This window comes from Ectopseudomonas guguanensis, from assembly GCF_900104265.1.
Lineage (GTDB): Bacteria > Pseudomonadota > Gammaproteobacteria > Pseudomonadales > Pseudomonadaceae > Aquipseudomonas > Aquipseudomonas guguanensis.
In genome coordinates this window covers 57350-81322 of the sequence record NZ_FNJJ01000003.1, presented here as the reverse complement: position 1 = coordinate 81322, position 23973 = coordinate 57350, and the positions used below count along the sequence as shown (strand labels likewise).

Here is a 23973-nt window from a genome sequence, read left to right as displayed (position 1 = left end):
ATACTGCCCCATGCTCCCCTGCTCGGCGCCAACTGGCAAGCCGACTTACATGACATTTACCGGTCCTTGCCCACCTCGCCGCTTTCAGACGCCAGATGCGCGAGCTCGGCTTCGATATCCAGTTGCGGATGGTCGGCCTGGAGCTGCTCCAGCAGCCGCTGCGCCTGCTCCTGCTCGCCAGCCCTGCGCAGCTCAAGCAAACGCAGCAACGCCTCGCGCGGTTCGCTCTGCATCACCAGCTCAGCCATCGGAGCGATTGCGGCGGCGCTGGCCATCGGTGCCTCGGCCATATCGGCAGACGGCGCCTGGCGTGCCATGGCCTGGCTCTTCATGCGCTCCTGCGGCGCCGCCATGGGAGCTACCGCCTCCTGCTCGGCCGCACGCTTGGCCGCCATCGGAGCCGGTGCAGCCGGGCTCATCAGCACGCTGGGCGGGACTGCATCGAAAGTATCCGGCGCCCGCTCCAGGGTGCGCCAGGTCAGGCTGACGCCGATGCCGACGCAGGCCAGCCCGGCTACCGCCACCGACCAGCGCTGCCGGCCGCTGCCGAACAGCCACTGATGCAAACGCTGCGCCCAGCCAACCTTGTCACTGGCGGCTTCGGCCTGTTGCGTCTCACGTGCGGCTGCGCTAGCCGCCGCCAGAATGCGTGCATCCAGCTCGGCCGAGGGCTCGCCGCTGCCATGGGCACGGAAATGCGCCAGCAGCGCCTGTTCGTGATCCAGCGGTTCTCGTTCATGGGTCATGCGGACAACTCCTCGGTGGCCAGCAGCCGGCGCAGTTTCTGCAGGGCATAGCGCAGACGGCTCTTGACCGTCTCGGCCGGCGTGCGGGTCAACTCGGCAATCTCGTTCAGTTCCAGGTCGCCATGGGCGCGCATCAGAAAGACTTCGCGCTGATCTTCCGGCAGGTCGGCCAGCGCCGCCTGCAGCCGTTCGCTGTCGCGACTCAGGCCCCACTGCTGCTCCGGGCCGGGCTGCGGGTCAGCCAGGGCATGCTGGCTCTCGTCGTATTCGTCGTGCCCGGCCTGATGCCGGCCCGTCTTGCGCCAATGGTCGATCAGACGGTTGCGCGCGATCTGGTACAGCCAGGTCTTGAACAGCACCGCCTCGCGCTGTTCGCTCTGGCTGCGCACCAGGCTCATCCAGGTTTCCTGGAACACTTCCTCGGCCAGGGCGTGATCGCCGCACAGGCCGAGCAGGAAGCGGAACAGGCCCAGCCTGTGGCGCTGGTACAGGGCATTGAAGGCCGCCGCGTCGCCGCGGCGGTAACGCCGCAGCAAGGCGGCGTCGTCATCCGTGAGAGGTGCGTTCACTGCTGAACTCGTACTGGAGTGGAGCCGGAAGTGTGCAGGCTCTGGGCAATTTCGGCCAGCTGGATGAACTCGCCGCGCAGGCCGAAGCGATCCTCGCCCTTGCCCGAGCGGGCCAGCGCGATGCTCTGCGCCAGGTCGAAGTCGCCGGTGTAGTGGCCGTCCTTGAGCTGCTGGGCGAAGGCTGCGACCGCAGCGGCGAAACGCAGATCCTCGCTGGCGGCCGCAACCGGTTTCGCCTCGTTGCGCGCAATGGGTCGTTCCAGCAAGCGACTGCTCGCCTCCCCCGGCGCCTTGTAGCGAATCCGCAGCCAGGCCAGCTCGCCGCTCTTGCCCGCTGGCTGAGCACTGCTCTGATAGCGCAGCGGCTCCAGCCAGCCCTTGCCACCGGCCGGGACGATCTCGTAGAGCGCGGTGACGGTGTGCCCGGCGCCGATCTCGCCGGCATCGACCTTGTCGTTGCTGAAATCCTCGCGCTTGAGTGCGCGGTTCTCGTAGCCCAGCAAGCGGTACTCGCTGACCTCGGCCGGGTTGAACTCCAGCTGCAGCTTCACGTCGCTGGCCACGGTGGTGAGGGTCGACGCGAGCTGATCCACCAGCACCTTGCGCGCCTCGCGCAGGTTGTCGATATAGGCGTAGTTGCCGTTGCCGGCATCGGCCAACTGCTCCATCAGGCGCTCGTTGTAGTTGTCCACGCCGAAGCCCAGGGTGGTGAGGGAAACGCCCGTCTTGCGCTTGTCCGCCGCCAGTTGCTTGAGGCTGTCGAAGTCGCTGATGCCGACGTTAAAGTCACCATCGGTGGCCAGCAGGATGCGGTTGATGCCGCCCTCGATCAGGTGCTTGCTCGCCTGCTGATAGGCCAGCTGGATGCCCGACTCACCGGCAGTGGAGCCGCCTGCCGTCAGTTGATCGATGGCCGCACGGATCTTCGCCTTGTCGCTGCCGGGCGTGGAGTCCAGCAGAACCTGGCTGTCACCGGCGTAGGTGACCAGCGAAACACGATCCTGCGGGCGCAGCTGCTCCACCAGCAACTTCAGGGTACCCTGCACCATCGGCAGGCCCTCGCGGCGATGCATCGAGCCGGAGACATCCACCAGAAACACCAGGTTGGCCGGCGGCAGCTCCTCGACGCTGCGGTCCGACGCCTTGATGGCGATGCGCAGCAGGCGGGTCTGCGGGTTCCACGGCGTCACCGCCAGTTCGGTGCTGACGCCGAAGGGCGCATCGCCCTGCGGCAAGGGATAGGCATAGGGGAAGTAGTTGACCAGTTCCTCCAGACGCACCGCGTCCTTCGGCGGCAGCTGGCCGCCATTGAGAAAGCGCCTCACGTTGGCGTAGCTGCCGGTATCGACATCGAGGCTGAAGGTGGACACCGGCGTCTCGCTGACGGCGAAGACCGGATTGTCGGGGTAGTTCTGGTACTGCTCGCGCGACTCGTCACGGTAACTCGGCGGCAGAACATCGGCGCTAGGGGCCGGTGCATAAGCCAGGTTGGCCATGCGTTTCTGGCTGGCTTCGGCTGCCGCAGGAGCAGCCAGGCGTTCACGTACCAGCGGTGCTGCTGGCGCAGGGCTGGCCTGTACCTCCGGCTCCGGGCCAGAGGCGCTGCAGGCGGCGAGCAGGAGCAATGTGCCCGCCGAAAAACCGACGGCGAGCGGACGAACGAGCAGCTGGGAACAAACGGACATGGTGCATCTCCTGAGCAATGGCACGAGACCTTCGCTCAGGTAGACGCAGCCCTGCGATCGTTCGGGTTAAACCATCAGGCGATTTTTCAGCCTTCCCAAGAACCGCCTGCCTCCTGACACAGCTGGGTGGCCAGCATGCCCAGGGTCATCAGCGCCCTTTCGGCCTCGCGATTCCACGGGATGCCGCAGTTGAGCCGCACGCAGTGGTTGAACTGCTCGGTATTGCTGAAGATCAGTCCCGGTGCGATCGAGATGCCCTGCTGCAGCGCGCGCACGTGCAGGTCCTTGGTGTTGACCCGCGCCGGCAGACTGACCCAGAGAATGAAGCCGCCCTTGGGTCGGGTCATCTGCGTGCCGGCCGGGAAGTACTGCTGCACCGCCAGCTGGAAGGCGCTGAGGTTCTTGCGGTACTCCTGACGAATGTGGCGCAGGTGACGGTCATAGCCGCCGTTCTCCAGATACGCCGCCACCGCCATCTGGGTGACGCTGCACGCCGAATGGGTGGAGAAGGTCTGCAGGCGCTGGATCTCGTCCTGATACTTGCCAGCGACGATCCAGCCGATGCGCACGCCCGGCGACAGCGTCTTGGAGAAGCTCGAGCAATAGATCACCCGGCTGTCGCGATCATGCGACTTGAGTGCCTTGGTCGGGCCCTGCTCGAACATCAGCTCGCCGTAGATGTCGTCCTCGACGATCTGGAAATCGTAGTCGCCGGCCAGGCGCAGCAACTGGCGCTGACGCTCCTCGGGGATGGTGCCGCCCAGCGGGTTGGACAGCCGCGCGGTCAGCACCAGAGCCTTGATCGGCCACTGGTTGGCGGCCAGTTGCAGGGCTTCTAGGCTGATGCCGGTGGTCGGGTCGCAGGGAATCTCGATGACCTTGAGCCCCAGCAGATCGGCCAGCTGCAGCAGGCCGTAGTAGGTCGGCGATTCAACCGCGATCAGATCGCCCGGCTTGGTCAGCACGCGCAGGCTCATCTGCAGCGCATCGACGCAGCCGTGGGTGACCACCACCTCGGAGGGGTCGACCACCACGCCGGCATCGCGCATGCGGATCGCCACCTGGCGGCGCAGCGGCTCGAAGCCGGGGCTGAACATGTAGCTGAAGGCGCGTGGACTGTGGAACCGCGTGACCTTGGCCAGTTGCTGGTGCAGCGCGCGCACCGGCAGGTAATCGACATGCGGCACCGCGGCCCCGAGCGGGAACACGCCTTCGCGGCGCGACTCGGTGAGCACCTGATTGATGATGCTGGCGCGGGTGACCAGGCCCGGTCGCTCGACCTTGGCGATATCCGGGGTCGGCGCGGTCAGCGCCGGTGTCTGATGCACGTAGAAGCCCGATTGCGGGCGCGCACGGATCAGCCCCTGATCTTCGAGATTGGCGTACGCCTGCAAAACGGTGGCGTGGCTGACGTTGAGCTGGGCGCTCATCTTGCGTACAGACGGCACGCGCTCGCCGGGCTGGTAGACGCCGCGACGAATATCCTCGGCCAACTGCTGGGCGATGCGTTGATAGAGCAGCAGATTGGTCATGGCGCTATCCTCCTGATCACTGGAGCATAACAGTAACCTATTGCCACACAATTGTACCGGCACAGATACGATCTGTTTTTACCGTACGCGTCACTTTGCTGATTTCCAAGTTACGTAACCGCCGTGCTCCGAACATAAAAAAGGCTCTTCGCATTCTCACGGGGAAGATACGCTTGACACCGGACTGGCAAGTTTGTGTGCGTATCGCTTGCTGACTTAGCACTATCCATTACCGCGTATACTGAGCGCTTGGGTTGCGCCCCTTACGGGCGCCACACCTTGATTCGCTGCGCTCACCCTTCGGGCCAGCCTGCGGCTGTTACTCCGCTGCGCTACGTTTCGTTGCTTGCCCAAGAAAGGTGTGCCAAAGAAGGGCACCCCGACATCCGGGTTTCGCTACGCGAAACTTCCCTCGTTCCGGCGCCGCTCCGGGGGCCGGCTTACATGGGCCATCCCTGGCCCATTAAGCCTCTCGCCGCATCCATGCGGCTCGTCCCCCTGCGCAACACCTTCACTCGGCCTCCTGAAGGGGACCAGGTCGCGAGCTTGCGACATCTCCGCAAGATCACAGTCGGCAGCGTTTGGCTTTTGCTCTTGAAGTGCGATCTCACAGACGACGCCCAAGTCCCCTTCAGGAGGCCGAGTGGAATCACCGTGGAAGGGGTTGAGCGACATGGATGTCGCGAGAGCTGTGATGGGCCATGGATGGCCCTTCGCGGCGTGCCCCTGGAGCGGTGATGGAGGGAGGGAACCCCGGCGTAGCCGGGGCCGTATGCAGGGGTGTGTTTCTTTGCTTACTTTCTTTGCACAAGCAAAGAAAGTGAGTCGCCCGTGAGGGGCGAAACCCAGCAGATCAGGCGACACGCTAACGGATAGTGCCAAGTTATCGATAGCTAACACGTAAATGCCAGTCCGGTGTCAACCCGCACTTTCCCCAAAATATGCGAAGAAAAACCCCGGGCACGCCGGGGTTTTCAGGCTCGGTAGCAGGCAATCAACGCTCTGCGCCAAGCTGGCCTCGCTCATCGGAGAAGACGATTTCCACTCGCCTATTCTGCGCCCGCCCGCGTGCCGAGGCGTTTTCCGCGACGGGAAAGTCCACGCCGTAACCGACTACCTGAATGCGTTTGGCATCCACGCCCAGATCGACCAGCAGATCGGCCACAGCCTGCGCTCGCGCGCGGGACAGTTCGAGATTCTCGGCAGCATCACCGGTGTTGTCGGTATAGCCCTCGATACGCACGCGCCGCTGCGGGTTGATCTGCAGGAACTGCACGAGCTTGAGCACGGTGCGATTGGCGGCCGGTTGCAGATCGGCGCGACCGGCATCGAACAGCATGTCGCCCAGAGTCATCACCAGGCCGCGCTCGGTCTCGCTGGTGGCCAGGCTGACCATCTGCTCTTCCAGCCAGCCGTTATGCTGCTGCACGCTGAGCAGCTTGGCTTCGCGCAGGGTCAGCTGCAGGCGCTGGCGCTCCAACTCGAGTTTGGCGGCGCGCTCCTGATTCAGGCTGATATCGCTGTGTTGCCGGGCTATTTCGGCATAGCGCTGGCTGAGATAGGCATAATGACGCACATCGTCTCCGCTGCCCCAATAGCTGGACAGACGCTCGGCACGTGCCAGGGATTCACCCGCCCGGATCACGTCCTTGGGTGCGGCGCGCAGGACGTTGGGATCTTCCTTGACCGACTGGAAGCTCAGTCGCGCCTCTTCAAGCGCCTGCTCACTTGCCGGCTGATGGGCCGCGCATCCGCCGAGAAATGTGGCAGCCAGCGCCACGCCGCACAGATAACCGAAAACCCTCATCACATGGCCCCCAGTTGCTGGCGCAGACGGCCGATACGTTGGTTGAGCTCGGTCAGTTGCTCGCGGCCCTTGGCGTTGAGATGCTCGGCCTCGGCCAGGCGCGCGTCCAGCTCGGCCTGCTCGGCCAGGTGGCGTGCCTGTTTGTTTTCGCCATCCTGCATGGCCGCTCGAGCCTGGGAGAACTTGTCTTCGGCCTGTCGCAATGACTCGGATTGCTCGCTGACCACCCCCAGGGATTTGGTCTGCGCCAGCGCCTGCTCGGTCAGACGCAACTGCTCGATGGGTGCAGGATCGCTGGCGCAGCCCGTCAGGCCCAGCGCCAGCAGCAAGGGAAGGGTTCGATTGATCACGAAGATTTCCTACTGAGTGGCGTCGCCGACCGGGTCGGGCTGCATCTGCTGCGCCTTCCACAGTTCCAGATTACTCTGCAGGAACTGCTCCGGCAGCCCGGCGGCGACCATTTCTGTCATTTTCCGCGCCAGCTGACCACGCAGCCACGGCTCGTTGCACGCCGAATTGTGCGACAGGGTAAGGTAGAGGCCCTCGCTGGAAATCGGCGGTTCCAGCACCTCCAGATCGTCATCCATACCCAGGGTTTCGGCCAGTGCCAGGCCGGGATAGCGCTCGTACAACACATAATCGGTGCGGCCGAGCAACAACTTCTGGAAGGCCTGGGTCAGGCTGGATACGCCCTCGAGCGTCAGGTTCTGCTTGGCGAAGGTATCGAACTGCTGACCGAAGCTGTTGCCCACCAGGGTGTCACCGGTGTGTCCCTGCAGGTCGACCCAGCTGCCATAGGGGAATGCCTCGCCCTTGCGGACCCAGACGACACTGGGCGTATAGAAGAAGGCTGGGTGCACGTAATCCATGTGTTCGAGCCGTGGCAGGGTGATGAACGCGCCGGCGATAAGATCGACACGCCCGGTCCGCACCTCGTCTTGCGCGCGCGACCAGGGCCCGGTGTGGATCACGTCGATCACCACGCCCAACTCCTTGCCAAGATGCTTGAGCAGATCGGCATTGGCGCCAATCAGCTGCTGCGGGTTCTGCGGGTCGCGCCAGAGATAGGGCGGATACTCGGGGTTGCCGGTCGCCACCAGGCGCTCGCATTTACCAGCGGCCAGGGCGACACCCGGCATCACGGCCAGTGCGCACCACAGCAACAGCGACTTAAACAGACAACGCTCAGGCATTGGCTACTCTCGGTTCCTGCGTTGATCGGCGGGATGGGCTCAGGCCCGGAATCGTTTCGTGTTCATGCTAGCTTAATGGCGCCGCCATAATAATTCGCGATAAGGATGCGCCATGAAAAAACTGCTGTTCGCACTGCTGCTCCTGTTGTCAGGCCTTGCAGCCACGCTGTATTTCTTTCCAGCGACGCAACTGGCCAGCCTGCGCCTGATCGAACAGTATCGCGCTGGGCTCGCTCACGAGCAGCTGTCTGTTCACAATCTTAACATCCATTACTACCAGGGAGGACCGGCGAGCGGCGAAACCCTGGTGCTGCTTCATGGTTTCGCTGCCGACAAGGATAACTGGCTGCGCTTTTCCCGCCATCTGACCCAGGACTATCGCGTCATCGCCCTGGACCTGCCTGGCTTCGGCGACAGCGACTTGCCGCCTGGCAGCTATGACGTCGGCACTCAGGCCGAGCGCCTGGCGGACATTCTCGATGCGCTGGGCATCCAGCAGGCACATGTGCTGGGCAATTCCATGGGTGGACATATCGCCGCACTCTTCGCAGGGCGCTACCCGGATCGCGTGCGCTCGCTGGCACTGTTCGCCAATGCCGGAATCGACAGCCCGCACAAGAGCGAGCTGTATCGGCTGCTGACCAGTGGCGCCACCAACCCATTGGTGATCAGACTGCCGCAGGACTTCGACAACCTGCTGCAGTTCGTTTTCGTCGAGCCGCCCTATCTGCCGGCATCGCTCAAGCGCTATCTGGGTAAGCGCGCCATGGCCAGGGCCGAGCACTACGATAGGGTGTTCGAACAATTGGTGGAGCGCAGCATCCCTCTGGAACCCGAGCTGGCAAAAATCCAGGCCCCCACCCTGCTGCTCTGGGGCAGACAGGATCGCGTGCTGGATGTCTCCAGCATCGAGGTCATGCAACCGCTGCTGCGTAAACCCAGCGTGGTGATCATGGATAACGTCGGTCACGCGCCGATGCTTGAACGCCCCGAGGAAAGCGCCCTGCTCTACCGGCGTTTTCTGCAAAGCCTGAAGTAGCAAAATGCAGGCAATAAAAAACCCGCTCACGAGAGCGGGTTTTTCGTAGCGGGAAAGCAGCTTAGACCGACTTTTCCAGCTCCGGTACGGCTTCGAACAGGTCGGCGACCAGGCCGTAGTCGGCCACCTGGAAGATCGGCGCCTCTTCGTCCTTGTTGATCGCAACGATCACCTTGGAGTCCTTCATACCGGCCAGGTGCTGGATCGCACCGGAGATACCGACGGCGATGTACAGCTGCGGCGCGACGATCTTGCCGGTCTGACCGACCTGCATGTCGTTCGGTACGAAGCCGGCGTCGACCGCGGCACGCGAGGCACCGACGGCAGCGCCCAGCTTGTCCGCCAGGGCGTACAGGTGCTTGAAGTTGTCGCCATTGCCCATGCCACGGCCGCCGGAAACGACGATCTTGGCAGCGGTCAGTTCCGGACGGTCGGACTTGGCCAGCTCTTCGCCAACGAAGGCGGACTTGCCGGCATCGGCCGGGCCGGAAACAGCTTCAACGGCAGCGCTGCCGCCTTCGGCAGCTGCGGCGTCGAAACCGGTGCTACGCACGGTGATCACCTTGATGGCAGCCGAGGACTGCACGGTGGCGATGGCGTTACCGGCATAGATCGGACGCTTGAAGGTGTCGGCGCTCTCGACGGCGATGATCTCGGAGATCTGGTCGACGTCCAGGGCAGCGGCGACGCGCGGCAGGATGTTCTTGCCGTTGCTGGTGGCGGCCGCCAGGATGTGGCTGTAGCCCTTGCCCAGTTCGGCTACCAGCGGCGCGACGTTTTCCGGCAGCTGGTTGGCATAGGCAGCGTTGTCGGCCAGCAGCACCTTGGCCACGCCAGCGATCTTGGCAGCGGCGTCGGCAGCAGCGCCAGCGTTGGCACCGGCTACCAGAACGTGAATGTCACCACCGATCTTCTGCGCAGCAGCAACGGTGTTCAGGGTAGCGGCAGCCAGAGCGGCATTGGTGTGTTCAGCGATAACCAGGATAGTCATTTAGATTACCTTCGCCTCGTTCTTCAGTTTCTCGACCAGTTCAGCCACGGACTTGACCTTGATGCCAGCGCTGCGAGCAGCCGGCGCTTCGACTTTCAGGGTCTTGACGGTGGAGGCGGTGGAAACGCCCAGAGCGTCCGGAGTGACGGTTTCCAGCGGCTTCTTCTTGGCCTTCATGATGTTCGGCAGCGACGCGTAGCGCGGCTCGTTCAGACGCAGGTCGGTGGTGACGATCGCCGGCAGGTTCAGCGCAACGGTCTGCAGACCGCCATCGATCTCACGGGTGACGTTGACCTTGTCGCCAGCCACTTCGACCTTGGAAGCGAAGGTGCCTTGGCCGAAGCCGGTCAGGGCGCCCAGCATCTGGCCGGTCTGGTTGTTGTCGCTGTCGATGGCCTGCTTGCCCATGATCACCAGCTGCGGTTGCTCCTTGTCGACCACTGCCTTGAGCAGCTTGGCCACGGCCAGGGAGTTCAGCTCGTCATTGGATTCGACCAGGATGGCACGGTCGGCACCCAGAGCCAGCGCGGTACGCAGTTGCTCCTGGGCGGTAGCCGGGCCGATGGAGACGACGACGATTTCGCTCGCCACGCCTTTCTCCTTCAGGCGTACGGCTTCTTCCACGGCGATTTCGCAGAAGGGGTTCATGGACATCTTGACGTTGGCGAGGTCGACGCCGCTGTTGTCCGCCTTCACGCGGACCTTGACGTTGTAGTCAACCACTCGTTTGACAGCTACAAGAACCTTCATGGATTCCTCGTTACTCTCCGGTGAATAAGAATGTCGCCAAGGCGAGCCTGGCCGGTGATGCAAAATCGGCCGCAACCAACCTTTCAGCTCAGACGGCGAGCGCAAAACCGCCCGTATCTTGACCCCGCGGCATGGCCCGGTCAATACAGCGAACTGGCCGGTCATCCGCGATGTAGTACGATTCTAGCAGGCCTACAGAAAATTCAAACAAACGTTTGTATTGGCCCGCTGGGAGGGTGTAGATATAATGCCCACGCCGTGCTTAGGGAGCGAGCCGCGCCTCCCCTATAAAACATCGAAGAGCCTTGAGTAGGAGATAGCCTGTGGAACGCGAATTTATGGAGTTCGACGTCGTCATCGTCGGCGCCGGCCCGTCCGGACTGTCCGCCGCCTGCCGACTGAAGCAGAAAGCCGCTGAAGCGGGCCAGGAGATCAGCGTCTGCGTGGTCGAGAAAGGCTCCGAAGTTGGCGCTCACATCCTCTCCGGTGCGGTGTTCGAGCCGCGCGCCCTGAACGAACTCTTCCCCGACTGGAAAGAGCTTGGCGCCCCGCTCAACACCCCGGTCAAGCGCGATGACATCTACCTGTTGCGCGACGCCGACAAGGCTACCCGAATTCCCGACTTCTTTGTGCCGAAAACCATGCACAACGAAGGCAACTACATCATTTCCCTGGGCAACCTGTGCCGCTGGCTGGCCCAGCAGGCCGAGAACCTGGGTGTGGAGATCTACCCGGGCTTCGCCGCTCAGGAAGCGCTGATCGACGAAAACGGCGTGGTGCGCGGCATCGTCACCGGTGATCTGGGTGTCGACCGTGAAGGCAACCCCAAGGAAGGCTACTACACCCCCGGCATGGAACTGCGTGCCAAGTACACCCTGTTCGCCGAAGGCTGCCGTGGCCACATCGGCAAGCAGCTGATCAAGAAGTACAACCTCGACAGCGAAGCCGACGCCCAGCACTACGGCATCGGCATCAAGGAAATCTGGGACATCGACCCGGCCAAGCACGAGCAGGGCCTGGTGGTGCATACCGCCGGCTGGCCGATGGACATCATGGGCACCGAGAACACCGGCGGCTCCTTCCTCTACCACCTGGAGAACAACCAGGTCGTGGTGGGTCTGATCATCGACCTGTCCTACGCCAACCCGCACCTGTCGCCGTTCGACGAGTTCCAGCGCTACAAGCACCATCCGGTGATTGCCCAGTATCTGGAAGGCGGCAAGCGCGTCGCCTATGGCGCTCGCGCCATCTGCAAGGGCGGCCTGAATTCGCTGCCGAAGATGGTCTTCCCCGGCGGCGCGCTGATCGGCTGCGACCTCGGCACCCTGAACTTCGCCAAGATCAAGGGCAGCCACACCGCGATGAAGTCCGGCATGCTGGCTGCCGATGCCATCGCCGAAGCCCTGGCGGCCGGCCGCGAAGGTGGCGACGAGCTGACCAACTACGTCGATGGCTTCAAGGCCAGCTGGCTGTACGACGAACTGTTCCGCAGCCGCAACTTCGGCGCCGCCATCCACAAGTACGGCGCCATCATCGGCGGCGGCATCAACTGGCTGGATCAGAACATCTTCGGCGGCAAGGCGCCCTTCACCCTGCACGACAACAAGCCGGATTACGCCTGCCTGAAGCCGGCGGCCGAGTGCGCGAAGATCGCCTACCCGAAACCGGACGGCAAACTGAGCTTCGACAAGCTCTCCTCGGTGTTCCTCTCCAACACCAACCATGAAGAAGAGCAGCCCTGCCACCTGAAGCTCACCGACCCGAGCATCCCGCTGGCCAAGAACCTGCCGCTGTACGACGAACCGGCACAGCGCTACTGCCCCGCCGGCGTATACGAGGTGGTGACGCAGGAAGACGGCGAGAAGAAGTTCCAGATCAACGCGCAGAACTGCGTGCACTGCAAGACCTGCGACATCAAGGACCCGGCCCAGAACATCACCTGGGTGGCGCCGGAAGGCACCGGCGGCCCGAATTACCCCAACATGTAATTCGCGCCCATATGAAAAAGGCTCCCTCGGGAGCCTTTTTGCTTTCTGTCAGATTTGTAGGAGCGAGCTCTGCTCGCGAAGCTTCTAAAACTACCACGTTTCGCGAGCAGAGCTCGCTCCTACAGGGTGTTCAGTCCTCGTAAACCATCTTGCGGCTCATGCCGCCATCGATGACGAACTCCTGGCCAGTGACGAAACCGGCCGCATCGGACAGCAGCCAGGCGACCTGAGCAGCGACATCCTCAACCGTGCCGACACGGCCGACCGGATGCTGCGCATGATCGAACACCGACAGCGGCTCCAGACGCTGCTGCACAGGATCGCGAGCATCGATCCAGCCCGGGCTGACGCAGTTCACGCGCACCTCCGGCCCAAGGCTGACCGCCAGCGCATGAGTGAGCGCCACCAGCCCGCCCTTGCTCGCGGCATAGGCCTCGCAATTGGCCTCGGACTGGCTGGCGCGGGTCGAGGCAATATTGACGATGGCGCCGCGGTGCGCGCGCAGGTACGGCGCGCAATGCTTGGCCAGCAGCATGGCACCGGTCAGGTTGACCGCCAGCAGGCGATTCCAGCGCTTGAGATCGAGCGACTCCAGCGGCGGCGTGTGCGGGTCCGCGATGGCCGCATTGCATACCAGCGCATCGAGGCGGCCGAACTGGCCGAGCACCTCGGCGACACCGACGCTCACCTGGTCCTCCTTGGCCACGTCCATGGCCACGAACCAGGCGTTATCGCCCAGCACACGCGCCACCTTCGAGCCCCGTTCGCGATCGATGTCGGCCAGCACCACCTGCCAGCCCTCGGTGATCAGCCAGGCGCTGATCCCCAGACCAATCCCGCGCGCGGCGCCAGTGACCAGCGCGACACGCCCGTTGTTGGGCGTATCGTCGTTCCCCCACTCCAGCATCAGAGCGCAGCCAGACCGCGCGCCAGGTCTGCCTGCAGGTCTTGCAGCTCTTCCAGCCCTACGGCAACGCGGATCAGGCTGTCGCTGATGCCGGCGTTGGCGCGTTCCTGCGGCGTCAGGCGGCCATGGGAGGTGGTGGCCGGGTGAGCGATGGTGGTCTTGGTATCACCGAGGTTGGTGGTGATGGAAATGACGCGCGTGGCATCGATCACCTTCCAGGCCGCATCACGCCCGCCCCTGACCTCGAAGCTGACCACCGCACCGAAAGCGCTCTGCTGCTTTTTCGCCAGCTCGTGCTGCGGATGGCTGGGCAGGCCGGCGTAATACACGCGCTCGACCTGCGGCTGCTGCTCGAGCCACAGCGCCAGCTGCAGCGCACTCTCGCTCTGCGCGCGCATACGGATGCGCAGGGTTTCCAGCCCCTTGAGAAACAGCCAGGCATTGAATGGGCTGAGGGTCGGGCCTGCGGTGCGCAGAAAGCCGACCACCTCCTTCATCTGTTCGCTGCGCCCCGCCACCACACCACCCAGGCCACGGCCCTGACCATCGATATACTTGGTGGCCGAGTGCATGACGATATCCGCGCCCAGCTTCAGCGGCTGCTGCAGGGCCGGCGTACAGAAGCAGTTGTCCACTGCCAGCAGCGCGCCGCGTGCGTGAGCGATCTCGGCCAGTGCGGCGATGTCCACCAGCTCGGCCAGCGGGTTGGACGGCGACTCGACGAACAGCAGCTTGGTATTGGGCTTGAACGCGCCCTGCCAGGCGTCCAGATCGGCCAGCGGCACGTAATCCACCTCGATGCCGAAGCGCTTGAGGTACTTCTCGAACAGGCTGATGGTGGAGCCGAACACGCTGCGCGACACCAGCACGTGGTCGCCGCCGCTGCACAGGCTCATGACGATGGCGAGGATCGCCGACATGCCGGAAGCGGTCGCCACCGCTTGCTCCGCACCTTCCAGCGCGGCGATGCGTTCCTCGAAGGTGCGCACGGTCGGGTTGGTATAGCGCGAATAGACGTTACCCGGCACTTCACCGGCGAAGCGTGCAGCCGCATCGGCCGCGGTGCGGAATACGTAGCTGGAGGTGAGAAACAGCGCCTCGCCGTGCTCGCCCTCGGGTGAGCGGCGCTGACCGGCGCGCACCGCCAGGGTATCGAAGCCTGCGCCATCCAGATCGCTGTCGAGCCGACCCGCTTCCCATTCCAGTGTCATAGCAATTCCTCATCCAGAAAACAGGCCGGGCCACTAGGGCCCGGACTTCAATCGATCATGCAGAGTGTGCCGCTCAGTTATTGTGCAAATCAATAATCGCACTGACCGCCTGCGCCTTGGCCTTGCTGGCGTCGTTGCGCGCCTGCTCGATGCGGTTCAGGTAGGCCTCGTCGACATCGCCGGTGACGTATTTGCCGTCGAAAACCGCGCAATCGAAGTTGTCGATCTTGATCTTCTTGCTGCCGCTGACCGCTTCGATCAGGTCCGGCAGGTCCTGGTAGACCAGCCAGTCAGCACCGATCAGCTCGCACACCTGCTCGGTGGTGCGACCATGAGCGATCAGCTCGTGAGCGCTGGGCATGTCGATGCCATAGACGTTGGGGTAGCGAACCGCCGGCGCCGCCGAGCAGAAATAGACGTTCTTCGCCCCGGCCTCACGGGCCATCTGGATGATCTGCTTGCAGGTGGTACCGCGCACGATGGAGTCATCCACCAGCATCACGTTCTTGCCGCGAAACTCCAGTTCGATGGCGTTGAGCTTCTGCCGCACGGATTTCTTGCGCGCCGCCTGGCCGGGCATGATGAAGGTACGGCCGATGTAGCGGTTCTTGACGAAGCCTTCCCGAAACTTCACGCCCAGGCGGTTGGCCAGCTCCAGCGCCGCGGTACGGCTGGTGTCGGGGATCGGGATGACCACATCGATGTCGTGATCAGGACGCTCACGGAGGATCTTGTCGGCCAGCTTCTCGCCCATGCGCAGGCGCGCCTTGTACACCGAGATGCCATCCATGATCGAGTCCGGACGGGCCAGGTAGACGTGCTCGAAGATGCACGGCGCGTACTTCGGGTTGGCCGCGCACTGACGGGTGAACAGCTGGCCTTCCTCGGTGATGTACACCGCCTCGCCCGGCGCCAGGTCGCGGATCAGGGTGAAACCCAGCACGTCCAGCGAAACGCTTTCCGAGGCGATCATGTATTCCACGCCTTCGTCGGTGTGACGCTGGCCGAACACGATCGGACGGATGCCGTTGGGGTCGCGGAAGCCGACGATGCCGTAGCCGGTGATCATCGCTACCACGGCGTAGCCGCCGACGCAGCGCTCGTGCACGTGGGTCACGGCGGCGAACACGTCTTCTTCGGTGGGCTGCAGCTTGCCGCGCTGGGCCAGCTCGTGAGCGAACACGTTGAGCAGCACTTCCGAGTCGGAATTGGTGTTCACGTGGCGCAGGTCGGACTCGTAGATTTCCTTGGCCAGCTGCTCGACGTTGGTCAGGTTGCCGTTGTGCGCCAGGGTGATGCCGTAAGGCGAGTTGACGTAGAACGGCTGCGCTTCGGCCGAGCTGGAGCTGCCAGCCGTGGGGTAACGCACGTGGCCAATGCCCATGTGGCCGACCAGACGCTGCATGTGGCGCTGCTGGAAGACGTCACGCACCAGGCCATTGTCCTTGCGCAGGAACAGGCGGCCATCATGGCTGGTGACAATACCGGCAGCGTCCTGGCCGCGATGCTGAAGGACGGTTAGCGCGTCATACAGCGCCTGATTGACGTTCGACTTGCCGACGATACCGACGATGCCACACATGTGCCACGACCCCTGCTAGATAATTCAGGCTAATTCAGCGACCGGTGCAGCGGTTGCTCCGCACCGGCCACTCTTTCAAAGCAGATCGGCTGGGTGAGCCGATCCACCGGTAAACCACTGATCCGACCACCCCAGAATGAGGTTCTTCGACCAGTCGGCGACCATCAGAAAATGCGGCACCAGTTGCGACTGCTGCCACCACGTATCCTGCTCCACCGGCGCCAGGCTGATCAGCCCGACCAGCAGCACGACCAGCAAGCCACCGCGCGCGGCACCGAACACCATGCCGAGAAAACGGTCGGTCCCGGACAGGCCGGTGACACGGATCAGCTCGCCGATCAGAAAATTGACCAGAGCCCCCACCAGCAGGGTGGCGATGAAGAGAATGGCACAGGCGGCGATCACCCGCGCGGAAGGCGTTTCGATGAATTCGACCAGATGCTGAGCCAGTGCGCCACCGAACATCCAGGCGACCACACCCGCGATGATCCAGGTCAGCAGCGACAGGGCTTCCTTGACGAAGCCGCGCTTGAGACTGATCAGACTAGAAATGGCGATGACGGCGATGATCGCCCAATCGACCCAGGTGAATACCACGGTGCGGCCTACCAGCGGAAAAGGCGGAGCATTCTAGCAGAGCCCGGCGAATCGGGTAACCGGGCGTTGCATCTCGGCGATGGACTCAGCCCGCCTCGGGCTGGAAACGCACGACGAAACCACTCAGCTTGTGCTGGCGGTTGAGCTGATCACGCAGGCGCTCGGCCTCGGCACGCTCGATCAGCGGGCCGACGAACACCCGGTTCATGCCGTCGAAGGTGCGAATATAGGCGTTGTAGCCCTGGCTGCGCAGCGTTTTCTGCAGATTCTCGGCACCGCTGCGGCTGGACAGGCTGGCGAGCTGCACCGACCAGCTGATCGGCAGGTTATTGGCGTCCAGGCGCCCCTGAGGCTGAGCAGGAGCAGCAGCCTGCTCGGTCCTGGCCGGCTCGGGCTTGAGCGGCTGGGCAGCAGGCGGCGTTGGCGTGGGCTTGGGCTGCTCCGGCACCTCGACGATCTGCGGCTCCAGCTCTTCGACGGGCAAGGGCTCCTGCGGCAATTGCTCGGGCTCGACCACCTCGGCGGGCTCAACCACGATTTCGGCGGTGGCGGGCGCCTGCGGCATGGCCGGGGCCTCCACCACCACGCGACGCATCTCGTCCTCGCGCGACAGCAGCATCGGCAGGAAAATCACCGCCAGCGCCACCAGCACCAGAGCGCCGACCATGCGCTGCTTGAGCCCCTTGTCCAGCATTGCCATCCCCCAATCCCCTTATCAAGCCGGGCGGGCCAGCCAATCCAGGGCCTCGGCCACGCAGAAAAACGATCCGAACAACAGTATCTCGTCACCCTCGGCAGCCTGCTCGCACTGCGCCTCGAGCGCGGCACGCACGTCCGGGTACTGTGCCACCGCAGCCCCCAGCCCCCGCAGGTGCCCGGCCAGCTCTCCGGCGGAGCGCGAGCGTGGCGTATCGAGCGGCGCCACGGCCCAACCTGCAACCAGACTCAAGAGCGGTGCGACCACCCCCGGCAGATCCTTGTCGGCCAGCAAACCGAATACCGCCCAACGTTTGCCAGCAGGCGGGCGACTCTCCAGGCGCTGCGCCAGATAATCGGCGGCATGGGGATTATGCCCAACATCGAGCAACAGTGTGAGTGACTTGCCTCGCCAATCCAGCGCGCGACGATCCAGACGGCCGGTCACCCGCGTGGCGAGCAGCGCCTGAACGATCCGCCCCTCGTCCCAGGGCAGCGGCAACAGTGCGTAAGCCTGCAGCGCCAGCGCGGCGTTCTCCATCGGCAAATCGAGAAGTGGCAACCGCTCCAGGCGCAGCACCCGCCCCTGCGGATCGAGGCCGTACCAGGACCAGCCTTGCGCATCGACGCTCAGGTCGTAGTCACGACCGCGCAGCAACAGGGGCGCATCCAGGACTGCGACCTGATGCAGCAAAGGCCCGGGCGGGTCCAGATCGCCGCACAGGGCAGGCTTGCCGGCGCGCATGATGCCGGCCTTTTCGAAGGCCACCGATTCGCGGGTATCGCCCAGCCAGTCGGCATGATCCAGGCCAATACTGGTGATCAGGGCCAGGTCGGCATCCACCAGGTTGACCGCATCCAGACGCCCGCCCAGACCGACCTCCAGCACCACGGCGTCCAGCCCGGCACGCTCGAACAGCCAGAAGGCCGCCAGCGTGCCCATCTCGAAGTAGGTCAGCGATATCTCGCCACGCGCGGACTCGACCGCGGCGAAGGCCTGACACAGCGCCTCGTCGCTCGCCTGCTGCCCGTCGATAACCACCCGCTCGTTGTAGCGAAGCAGATGCGGCGAACTGTAGACGCCCACTCGCGGCCCCTGCACGCCGATCAGGCTGGCAAGAAAGGCGCAGGTGGAACCCTTGCCGTTGGTGCCGGTGACGGTGACCACCAGCGGCGCCGGCTTGCCCAGGCCGAGTCGGCGCGCCACCTCGCGCGAACGCTCCAGGCCCATGTCGATAGCCGAGGGATGCAGCTGCTCGAGGTAGGCGAGCCACTCGCCCAGGCTACGCTCGGTCATGCAGTGGCCGGCAGGGAAACCGGGGAAGGACGATTCATCAGCTGCGCCAGGAGGCGCGCCAGACGCGGGCGCAGTTCGTTGCGCGGAATGATCATGTCGATGGCGCCATGCTCGAGCAGGAACTCGCTGCGCTGGAAGCCTTCCGGCAGTTTTTCGCGCACGGTCTGTTCGATCACGCGCGGGCCGGCGAAACCGATCAGCGCCTTCGGCTCGGCCACGATCACGTCGCCAAGCATGGCCAGACTGGCCGATACGCCGCCGTAGACAGGGTCGGTCAGCACGGAAATGAACGGCAAGCCCTCTTCACGCAGACGCGCCAGGGCAGCGGAGGTCTTGGCCATCTGCATCAGCGAGATCAGCGCCTCCTGCATGCGCGCCCCGCCGGAGGCGGAGAAGCACACCAGCGGGCAGCGCTTCTCCAGCGCGACGTTGGCCGCCTGGACGAAACGCTCGCCGACGATGGCACCCATGGAGCCGCCCATGAAGGAAAATTCGAACGCGCAAACAGCGATCGGCATGCCTTCGAGGGTGCCGCTCATGGAGATCAGCGCATCCTTCTCGCCGGTCTGCTTCTGCGCAGCGGCCAGGCGATCCTTGTATTTCTTGCTGTCGCGGAACTTCAGGCGGTCGACCGGCTCCAGATCGGCGCCGATCTCCTCGCGCCCCTCGGCATCGAGGAAGATATCGAGGCGCGCGCGAGCACCGATACGCATGTGGTGATTGCACTTGGGGCAGACGTCGAGGGTCTTTTCCAGCTCGGGGCGGTAGAGCACGGCATCACAGGACGGACATTTGTGCCACAGGCCCTCGGGCACAGAGCTCTTCTTCACCTCGGAACGCATGATCGAGGGAATGAGTTTGTCTACCAACCAGTTGCTCATGCTGTCATTTCTCCATAACCGTTGGTTCGGATGAACGCTTCATCGTGAAGGCCCACCTCCAGCAATTCTTTTCTGCCGCCTTCACACCCGTCGAAACGAGTCATGGCGGCGTGACAGGCTAATTGACGGCCCTGCCTCAGTCGCCGTCACATCGCGTCACGCACGGCCTGCACGAATGCGCGAATCCTGTTTGCATCCTTTATGCCCTTGCTGACTTCTACCCCGCCGCTGACGTCGACGGCATAGGGTCTAACCTGGGCAATCGCAGCGCCGACGTTGTGCGCCTCCAGGCCGCCGGCAAGGATGACCGGCCTGGCAGCGTCCCGCGGCACAAGCGACCAGTCGAAGGTCGCGCCAGTACCACCAGGCACCCCCTCGACGAAGGTGTCGAGCAGGATGCCGCGCGCACCAGCATAGGGCGCCATCGTGACAGACAGGTCTTCACCAGGGCGCACGCGCAGTGCCTTTATGTAGGGCCGGCCATACCCCTCGCAATCCGCAGGCGACTCGTCACCGTGGAACTGCAGCAGGTCCAGCGGCACCTGCTGCAAAAGAGCCTGCAGCTGATCGCGCGGCATGTTGACGAACAGGCCGACACTGGTCACGAACGGCGGCAAGGCCTGCACGATCGCCGCGGCCTGCTCGACACTGACGGCGCGCGGGCTCTTGGCGTAGAACACCAGACCGATGGCATCCGCGCCCGCCTCCACGGCGGCCAGCGCATCCTCCACACGGGTAATGCCGCAAATCTTGCTGCGCACGCGCATTCGCTTCACACCTTTCTGCCTGTCGAACGCCGGATGGTAACAAAGGCTCAGCCCTGTCGCACATCTGCCAGACCGGAGAGAAAATGCGGGCCGAGGTAGCGCGACGGCAACTCGAACTCCTCGGGATACTCCACCTGCACCAGATAGAGCCCGTAGGGATGTGCCGTCACGCCGCCACTGCGCCGCTGCGCACGCGCCAGCACCTCTGCGACCCATTCCACCGGACGCTCTCCGGCACCGATGGCCATCAGCACGCCGGCGATGTTGCGCACCATGTGATGCAAAAAGGCATTGGCACGAATATCCAGCACGATGAAACGACCATGCTCGATCACCTCCAGGTGATGCACGGTCTTGATCGGTGACTTGGCCTGGCACTGACTGGCGCGGAACGAGCTGAAATCATGGGTACCGACCAGCGTACGCGCCGCTTCGCGCATGCGCGCCACGTCCAGCGGCCGGTGGTTCCAGGTCACCTCTTCGGCCATGTGCGCCGGGCGAATCGGATCGTTGTAGATCACATAGCGATAACGCCGCGCCATGGCACTGAAGCGCGCATGAAAATGCGCCGGCATCACCTTCGCCCAGGTCACGCTGATGTCCTTGGGCAGGTTCATGTTGGCACCCATGATCCAGGCGTGCAGCGGCCGCTCGACCTCGGTATCGAAATGGACGACCTGCCCACTGGCATGCACCGATGCATCGGTACGCCCGGCACAATGGATATTGACCGGGGCGCCACCAGCCACTTTCGACAATGCATCCTCCAGGCAGCCCTGGATCGATGCGACCTTGCCAGCCTGACGCTGGAAGCCACGGTAACGCGCGCCCTTGTATTCGAGGCCCAGGGCGACTCTGGAAAAGCCAGCGGCCGCCATTTCGGCGGCCGCTACAGGTACTGCTTCAGACATGGATCGGTCAAACCAGCTTGGAAATCATCTCGCGAGCTTCCTGCTGCTGAGCGTCGTTACCCTCGGCGATCACCTCATCGAGAATATCGCGCGCACCCTCGGTGTCGCCCATGTCGATATAGGCACGTGCCAGATCGAGCTTGGTCGCGGTCTCGTCGGTACCGGAGAGGAAGTCGAAGTCGTCATCGCCATCCAGATCACCCGCCAGGCCCTCGGCAGAGGCCGGCGAAGGCGCTTGCGGCTCGTCGAGGTCGGTCGACAGCTGATCCAGCTCGGCCGTCACCTCGTCCAGTTGCGCCGCAAAACTGTCGGACTCCACGGCAGGTCGAACCGGCGCTTCGTCTTCGAGAGACAGGTCGAAGTCGGCCGGTAGGTCGAGGTCGGCAGCAGCCGGCGTCTCTTCCACCAGATCGAGGCCAAGGTCGGACAGCTCGTCGGCAGGCTGACTCAGCGGCGCATCGTCATCCAGGCTGCGCAGGAAGTCATCCGCTTCGTCGCCGGCCGGTACAGCAGGCTCGTCCAGATCGAGGCTGAATGCCGACAGATCATCAGCAGGCTGAGACAGCTCGACCTTGTCGTCGCCCAGAGCCAGGTCGAAATCCAGATCGTCAGCAGCGGAAGCCGCCGGCGCAGCGGGCTCGTCGACCAGACCGAAATCCAGGTCATCATCCAGCGCCAGCGGCGCTTCTTCGGCCTTGGCAGACTGAAGGTCGTTTTCCAGGTCCGCCTCGAGGTCATCGAGACTCAGATCGAAGGCATCGTCCAGATCGCCGGCGGCCGAGGCAGACGCCTGAGCGGTCGGCTCATCCAGGCTGATGTCGTCCAGGCTGAATTCGCCCAGGTCGTCATCGGCGGAGGCGGCAGCGGCCACCGCACCGGCACCTGCAAAGGCGGCGATGGCCGGATACTTGGCCTTCAACTGCTCGGCCTGGGCATTCACCCCGCCAATTTCGCGCAGCTCGTTATCCTGACGGGCGAAACCTTCGCGATCACCGAGCTCGGCATAGACTTCCATCAGCTTCAGGCGCAGATCGGCACGGTGCGGCTCGTCATTGATCGCGTTCTGCAGCAGTTCGGCTGCCTGATTGAAGCGACCGTAGGCGATGTAGATGTCCGCCTCGCCCAGTGCGTCGCCCGTCTGCGCGGTGACACGCTCCTCGCTGGCAGCCTGAGCGGCCTGGGCGGGCTCGTCGTCGAGACCTGCGAAGCTGTCTTCCGGCATGTCCAGATCGGATGCGAAGGCCTGATCCTGGGACAGATCGTCGACTAGTTGTTCCTGCAGCTCGGCCTCTTTCATCGCGTTGCGGCGCGACAGTGCCATCAGCGCGAGCAGCAGGAGCAGCAGCGCACCACCGCCAGCCAGGCCCAGCGTCATCGGGTTGGCCATCAGGTCATCAATGAAGCTCTGCGGAGCCGGAGCCGGAGCTGCCGGCTTGGCCGGCTCGACGGGTTGCGCCGGGGCAGCCGGCTCAACGGCAGCAGCCGGCTCACTGGCCGGCTGTTCGGTGGCGGCAGCGCTGTCTTCGACAGGCGCGGCCGGCTCCTCTGAATAGTTGTAGTCCGGCGCCGCCTCCTCAGGCGGCGAAGCGGGCGGCGTCGCAGCCTCCGCAGCGGGAGGCGCGGCCTCGGGCTGTGCAGCCGGAGCTTCGACGGCCGGCTCATCGACCGCAGCCGGTGCAGCGGGCGCTGCAGAAAGGTCAGCTTGCAACTTGGCCAACTGGCTGTCTTTCAGCTCGACCAGACGCTGCAATTTATCCAGCTGGCTTTGCAGGTCACTGACGCGGCTCTGCAGCTCGGCATTCTCGCGACGGGTGGAGTCCAGACTTTCCTGGGTCACGGCCAGCTTGTCGGCCAGCGCCTTGCTGTTGGCCGAGCCGGTATCGCTACCACGGGTGGATTGACCTGCTTCAGCTGCAACCAGTTTCAGGCTATCGGTCGACTCGGCAGTGGCCGGCGCGGCACCTGCGGTGGTGCGGCGAGTGGCATCCAGCTGACGCGAGGCAACGGCGCGACCTTCACGCCAGGCGGCATTCTGCTCGGCCACCTGAGCCACGGCCTCGGCATTGCTACGACTGCGAATCTGCTGCTCATCCGGCAGGCGCAGCACCTGACCGCTCTTCATGCGGTTGATGTTGCCACCCACGAAGGCGTCCGGGTTCAGATCCTGGATGGCCAGCATGGTCTGGTTGACCGAGCCACCGCCGACGCGCTTGGCGATTTCCCAGAGCGTATCGTTGGCGGTGGTTCTGTATTCGTTGCCGGAAATGGCACGCGAAGCCGGAGCCGGCGCGGCCGGACGGGGTGCAGGCGCAGGCGAGGCAGCAGTCGGCGCCACGGGAGCCACGGCAGGACGCGGCGCTGGTGCAGGCGCTGCGATCGGCAGTTGCGGCGCAGCAGCTACAGTGGTTTGCGGAGAATAAAGTGGCGGATCGAGCAGCAGGGTGTATTCGCGCAGCAACCGACCATTCGGCCAGAGCACTTCCACCAGGAAGTTGAGATAAGGTTCGCGCACGGCCTTGCTGGAAGTGACGCGAATAACGCTCTTGCCATTGGGCTTCAATACGGGGGTGAACTTGAGATCGGTCAGAAAGTACTGACGATCGACGCCCGCCTTGATGAACTCTTCGGGGGACGCGAGGCTGGGAATCACCTCGTTGGAGGCCAGATCACGCACCTCCAGCAATTCGATTTCCGCTACCAACGGCTGATTCAGCGAGGATTGCAGGGTAACCTCACCCAACCCCAGCGCATGTGCCATACCGGAAGACAGCGCGGAAGCGGCTGCGATTGCCAGCACCAGTTTGCGAACCCGAACCATAGCGTT

At 63.9% G+C, this 23973-nt stretch carries 21 protein-coding genes; 2 read left to right on the top strand and 19 right to left on the bottom strand.

Annotation, left to right across the window (positions count from 1 at the left end; all coding sequences use genetic code 11):
- Nucleotides 1-56: 56 nt before the first annotated feature.
- The 7 genes from BLS61_RS05085 to BLS61_RS05055 all read right to left on the bottom strand — a co-directional run bounded on the left by BLS61_RS05085 (nt 57) and on the right by BLS61_RS05055 (nt 7532).
- The gene (locus tag BLS61_RS05085) at nt 57-746 is read right to left on the bottom strand and encodes a hypothetical protein (RefSeq protein WP_090428256.1); all 690 of its coding nucleotides are present in this window, start codon (nt 744-746) and stop codon (nt 57-59) included.
- On the bottom strand, nt 743-1315 hold the full coding sequence (locus BLS61_RS05080; protein ID WP_090428253.1) for an RNA polymerase sigma factor: 573 nt from the start codon (nt 1313-1315) through the stop codon (nt 743-745). The genes BLS61_RS05085 and BLS61_RS05080 overlap by 4 nt, the downstream gene beginning before the upstream one ends.
- Nucleotides 1312-3000 (bottom strand): vWA domain-containing protein, encoded by a 1689-nt coding sequence (locus BLS61_RS05075; RefSeq protein ID WP_090428250.1) that lies wholly within the window; start codon nt 2998-3000, stop codon nt 1312-1314. The genes BLS61_RS05080 and BLS61_RS05075 overlap by 4 nt, the downstream gene beginning before the upstream one ends.
- A gap of 86 nt (nt 3001-3086) precedes the next feature.
- Nucleotides 3087-4532 carry an aminotransferase-like domain-containing protein gene (locus BLS61_RS05070; protein WP_003243660.1) on the bottom strand — a complete coding sequence of 482 codons (1446 nt, stop codon included), beginning with the start codon at nt 4530-4532 and terminating at the stop codon, nt 3087-3089.
- 994 nt (nt 4533-5526) lie between these two features.
- On the bottom strand, nt 5527-6339 hold the full coding sequence (locus BLS61_RS05065) for an OmpA family protein (RefSeq protein ID WP_090428248.1): 813 nt from the start codon (nt 6337-6339) through the stop codon (nt 5527-5529).
- Complete coding sequence (locus BLS61_RS05060; RefSeq protein WP_090428245.1) at nt 6339-6689, bottom strand: DUF4398 domain-containing protein; 351 nt, start codon at nt 6687-6689, stop codon at nt 6339-6341. Before BLS61_RS05060 ends, BLS61_RS05065 begins: the two co-directional genes overlap by 1 nt.
- A gap of 9 nt (nt 6690-6698) precedes the next feature.
- The gene (locus BLS61_RS05055) at nt 6699-7532 is read right to left on the bottom strand and encodes a substrate-binding periplasmic protein (RefSeq protein WP_090428242.1); all 834 of its coding nucleotides are present in this window, start codon (nt 7530-7532) and stop codon (nt 6699-6701) included.
- A 112-nt stretch (nt 7533-7644) separates the two neighbouring features.
- Here BLS61_RS05055 and BLS61_RS05050 point away from each other — a divergent pair, with 112 nt between their 5' ends.
- Nucleotides 7645-8571 carry an alpha/beta fold hydrolase gene (locus tag BLS61_RS05050; RefSeq protein WP_090428240.1) on the top strand — a complete coding sequence of 309 codons (927 nt, stop codon included), beginning with the start codon at nt 7645-7647 and terminating at the stop codon, nt 8569-8571.
- Nucleotides 8572-8632: 61 nt separating this feature from the next.
- On the opposite strand, the gene BLS61_RS05045 is transcribed toward BLS61_RS05050, so the two are convergent.
- Nucleotides 8633-9562 carry an electron transfer flavoprotein subunit alpha/FixB family protein gene (locus BLS61_RS05045; protein WP_090428235.1) on the bottom strand — a complete coding sequence of 310 codons (930 nt, stop codon included), beginning with the start codon at nt 9560-9562 and terminating at the stop codon, nt 8633-8635.
- Nucleotides 9563-10312, bottom strand: a complete 750-nt coding sequence (locus BLS61_RS05040) for an electron transfer flavoprotein subunit beta/FixA family protein (RefSeq protein WP_012018936.1) — start codon at nt 10310-10312, stop codon at nt 9563-9565.
- Nucleotides 10313-10635: 323 nt separating this feature from the next.
- On the opposite strand from BLS61_RS05040, the gene BLS61_RS05035 reads away from it, so the two are divergent.
- The gene (locus tag BLS61_RS05035; RefSeq protein ID WP_090428232.1) at nt 10636-12300 is read left to right on the top strand and encodes an electron transfer flavoprotein-ubiquinone oxidoreductase; all 1665 of its coding nucleotides are present in this window, start codon (nt 10636-10638) and stop codon (nt 12298-12300) included.
- Nucleotides 12301-12430: 130 nt separating this feature from the next.
- Here the strand turns inward: BLS61_RS05035 and BLS61_RS05030 are convergent, their stop codons facing one another.
- The 10 genes from BLS61_RS05030 to BLS61_RS04985 all read right to left on the bottom strand — a co-directional run bounded on the left by BLS61_RS05030 (nt 12431) and on the right by BLS61_RS04985 (nt 23967).
- Nucleotides 12431-13207, bottom strand: coding sequence for an SDR family oxidoreductase (locus BLS61_RS05030; RefSeq protein ID WP_090428230.1), 777 nt, complete (start codon nt 13205-13207; stop codon nt 12431-12433).
- A complete protein-coding gene (locus BLS61_RS05025) occupies nt 13207-14418 on the bottom strand; it encodes an O-succinylhomoserine sulfhydrylase (RefSeq protein ID WP_090428227.1) in 1212 nt (403 codons plus the stop codon). The genes BLS61_RS05030 and BLS61_RS05025 overlap by 1 nt, the downstream gene beginning before the upstream one ends.
- 73 nt (nt 14419-14491) lie before the next feature.
- Nucleotides 14492-16000, bottom strand: a complete 1509-nt coding sequence (gene purF / locus BLS61_RS05020) for an amidophosphoribosyltransferase (RefSeq protein ID WP_090428224.1) — start codon at nt 15998-16000, stop codon at nt 14492-14494.
- A gap of 75 nt (nt 16001-16075) precedes the next feature.
- Nucleotides 16076-16597: a CvpA family protein gene (locus BLS61_RS05015; RefSeq protein WP_003461125.1), complete on the bottom strand. Its 522-nt coding sequence runs from the start codon at nt 16595-16597 to the stop codon at nt 16076-16078.
- A gap of 85 nt (nt 16598-16682) precedes the next feature.
- Nucleotides 16683-17297 (bottom strand): SPOR domain-containing protein, encoded by a 615-nt coding sequence (locus BLS61_RS05010; RefSeq protein WP_090428221.1) that lies wholly within the window; start codon nt 17295-17297, stop codon nt 16683-16685.
- A 15-nt stretch (nt 17298-17312) separates the two neighbouring features.
- Nucleotides 17313-18590: a bifunctional tetrahydrofolate synthase/dihydrofolate synthase gene (gene folC, locus BLS61_RS05005; RefSeq protein WP_090428218.1), complete on the bottom strand. Its 1278-nt coding sequence runs from the start codon at nt 18588-18590 to the stop codon at nt 17313-17315.
- Entirely contained in the window at nt 18587-19471 is an 885-nt protein-coding gene (gene accD / locus BLS61_RS05000; RefSeq protein ID WP_090428215.1) for an acetyl-CoA carboxylase, carboxyltransferase subunit beta, read from the bottom strand. The genes folC and accD overlap by 4 nt, the downstream gene beginning before the upstream one ends.
- A gap of 146 nt (nt 19472-19617) precedes the next feature.
- Entirely contained in the window at nt 19618-20238 is a 621-nt protein-coding gene (locus BLS61_RS04995) for a phosphoribosylanthranilate isomerase (protein WP_090428212.1), read from the bottom strand.
- Between the two features lie 47 nt (nt 20239-20285).
- On the bottom strand, nt 20286-21149 hold the full coding sequence (gene truA / locus BLS61_RS04990) for a tRNA pseudouridine(38-40) synthase TruA (protein ID WP_090428208.1): 864 nt from the start codon (nt 21147-21149) through the stop codon (nt 20286-20288).
- A 7-nt stretch (nt 21150-21156) separates the two neighbouring features.
- A complete protein-coding gene (locus BLS61_RS04985; RefSeq protein WP_090428205.1) occupies nt 21157-23967 on the bottom strand; it encodes a motility hub landmark protein FimV in 2811 nt (936 codons plus the stop codon).
- Nucleotides 23968-23973: the final 6 nt, after the last annotated feature.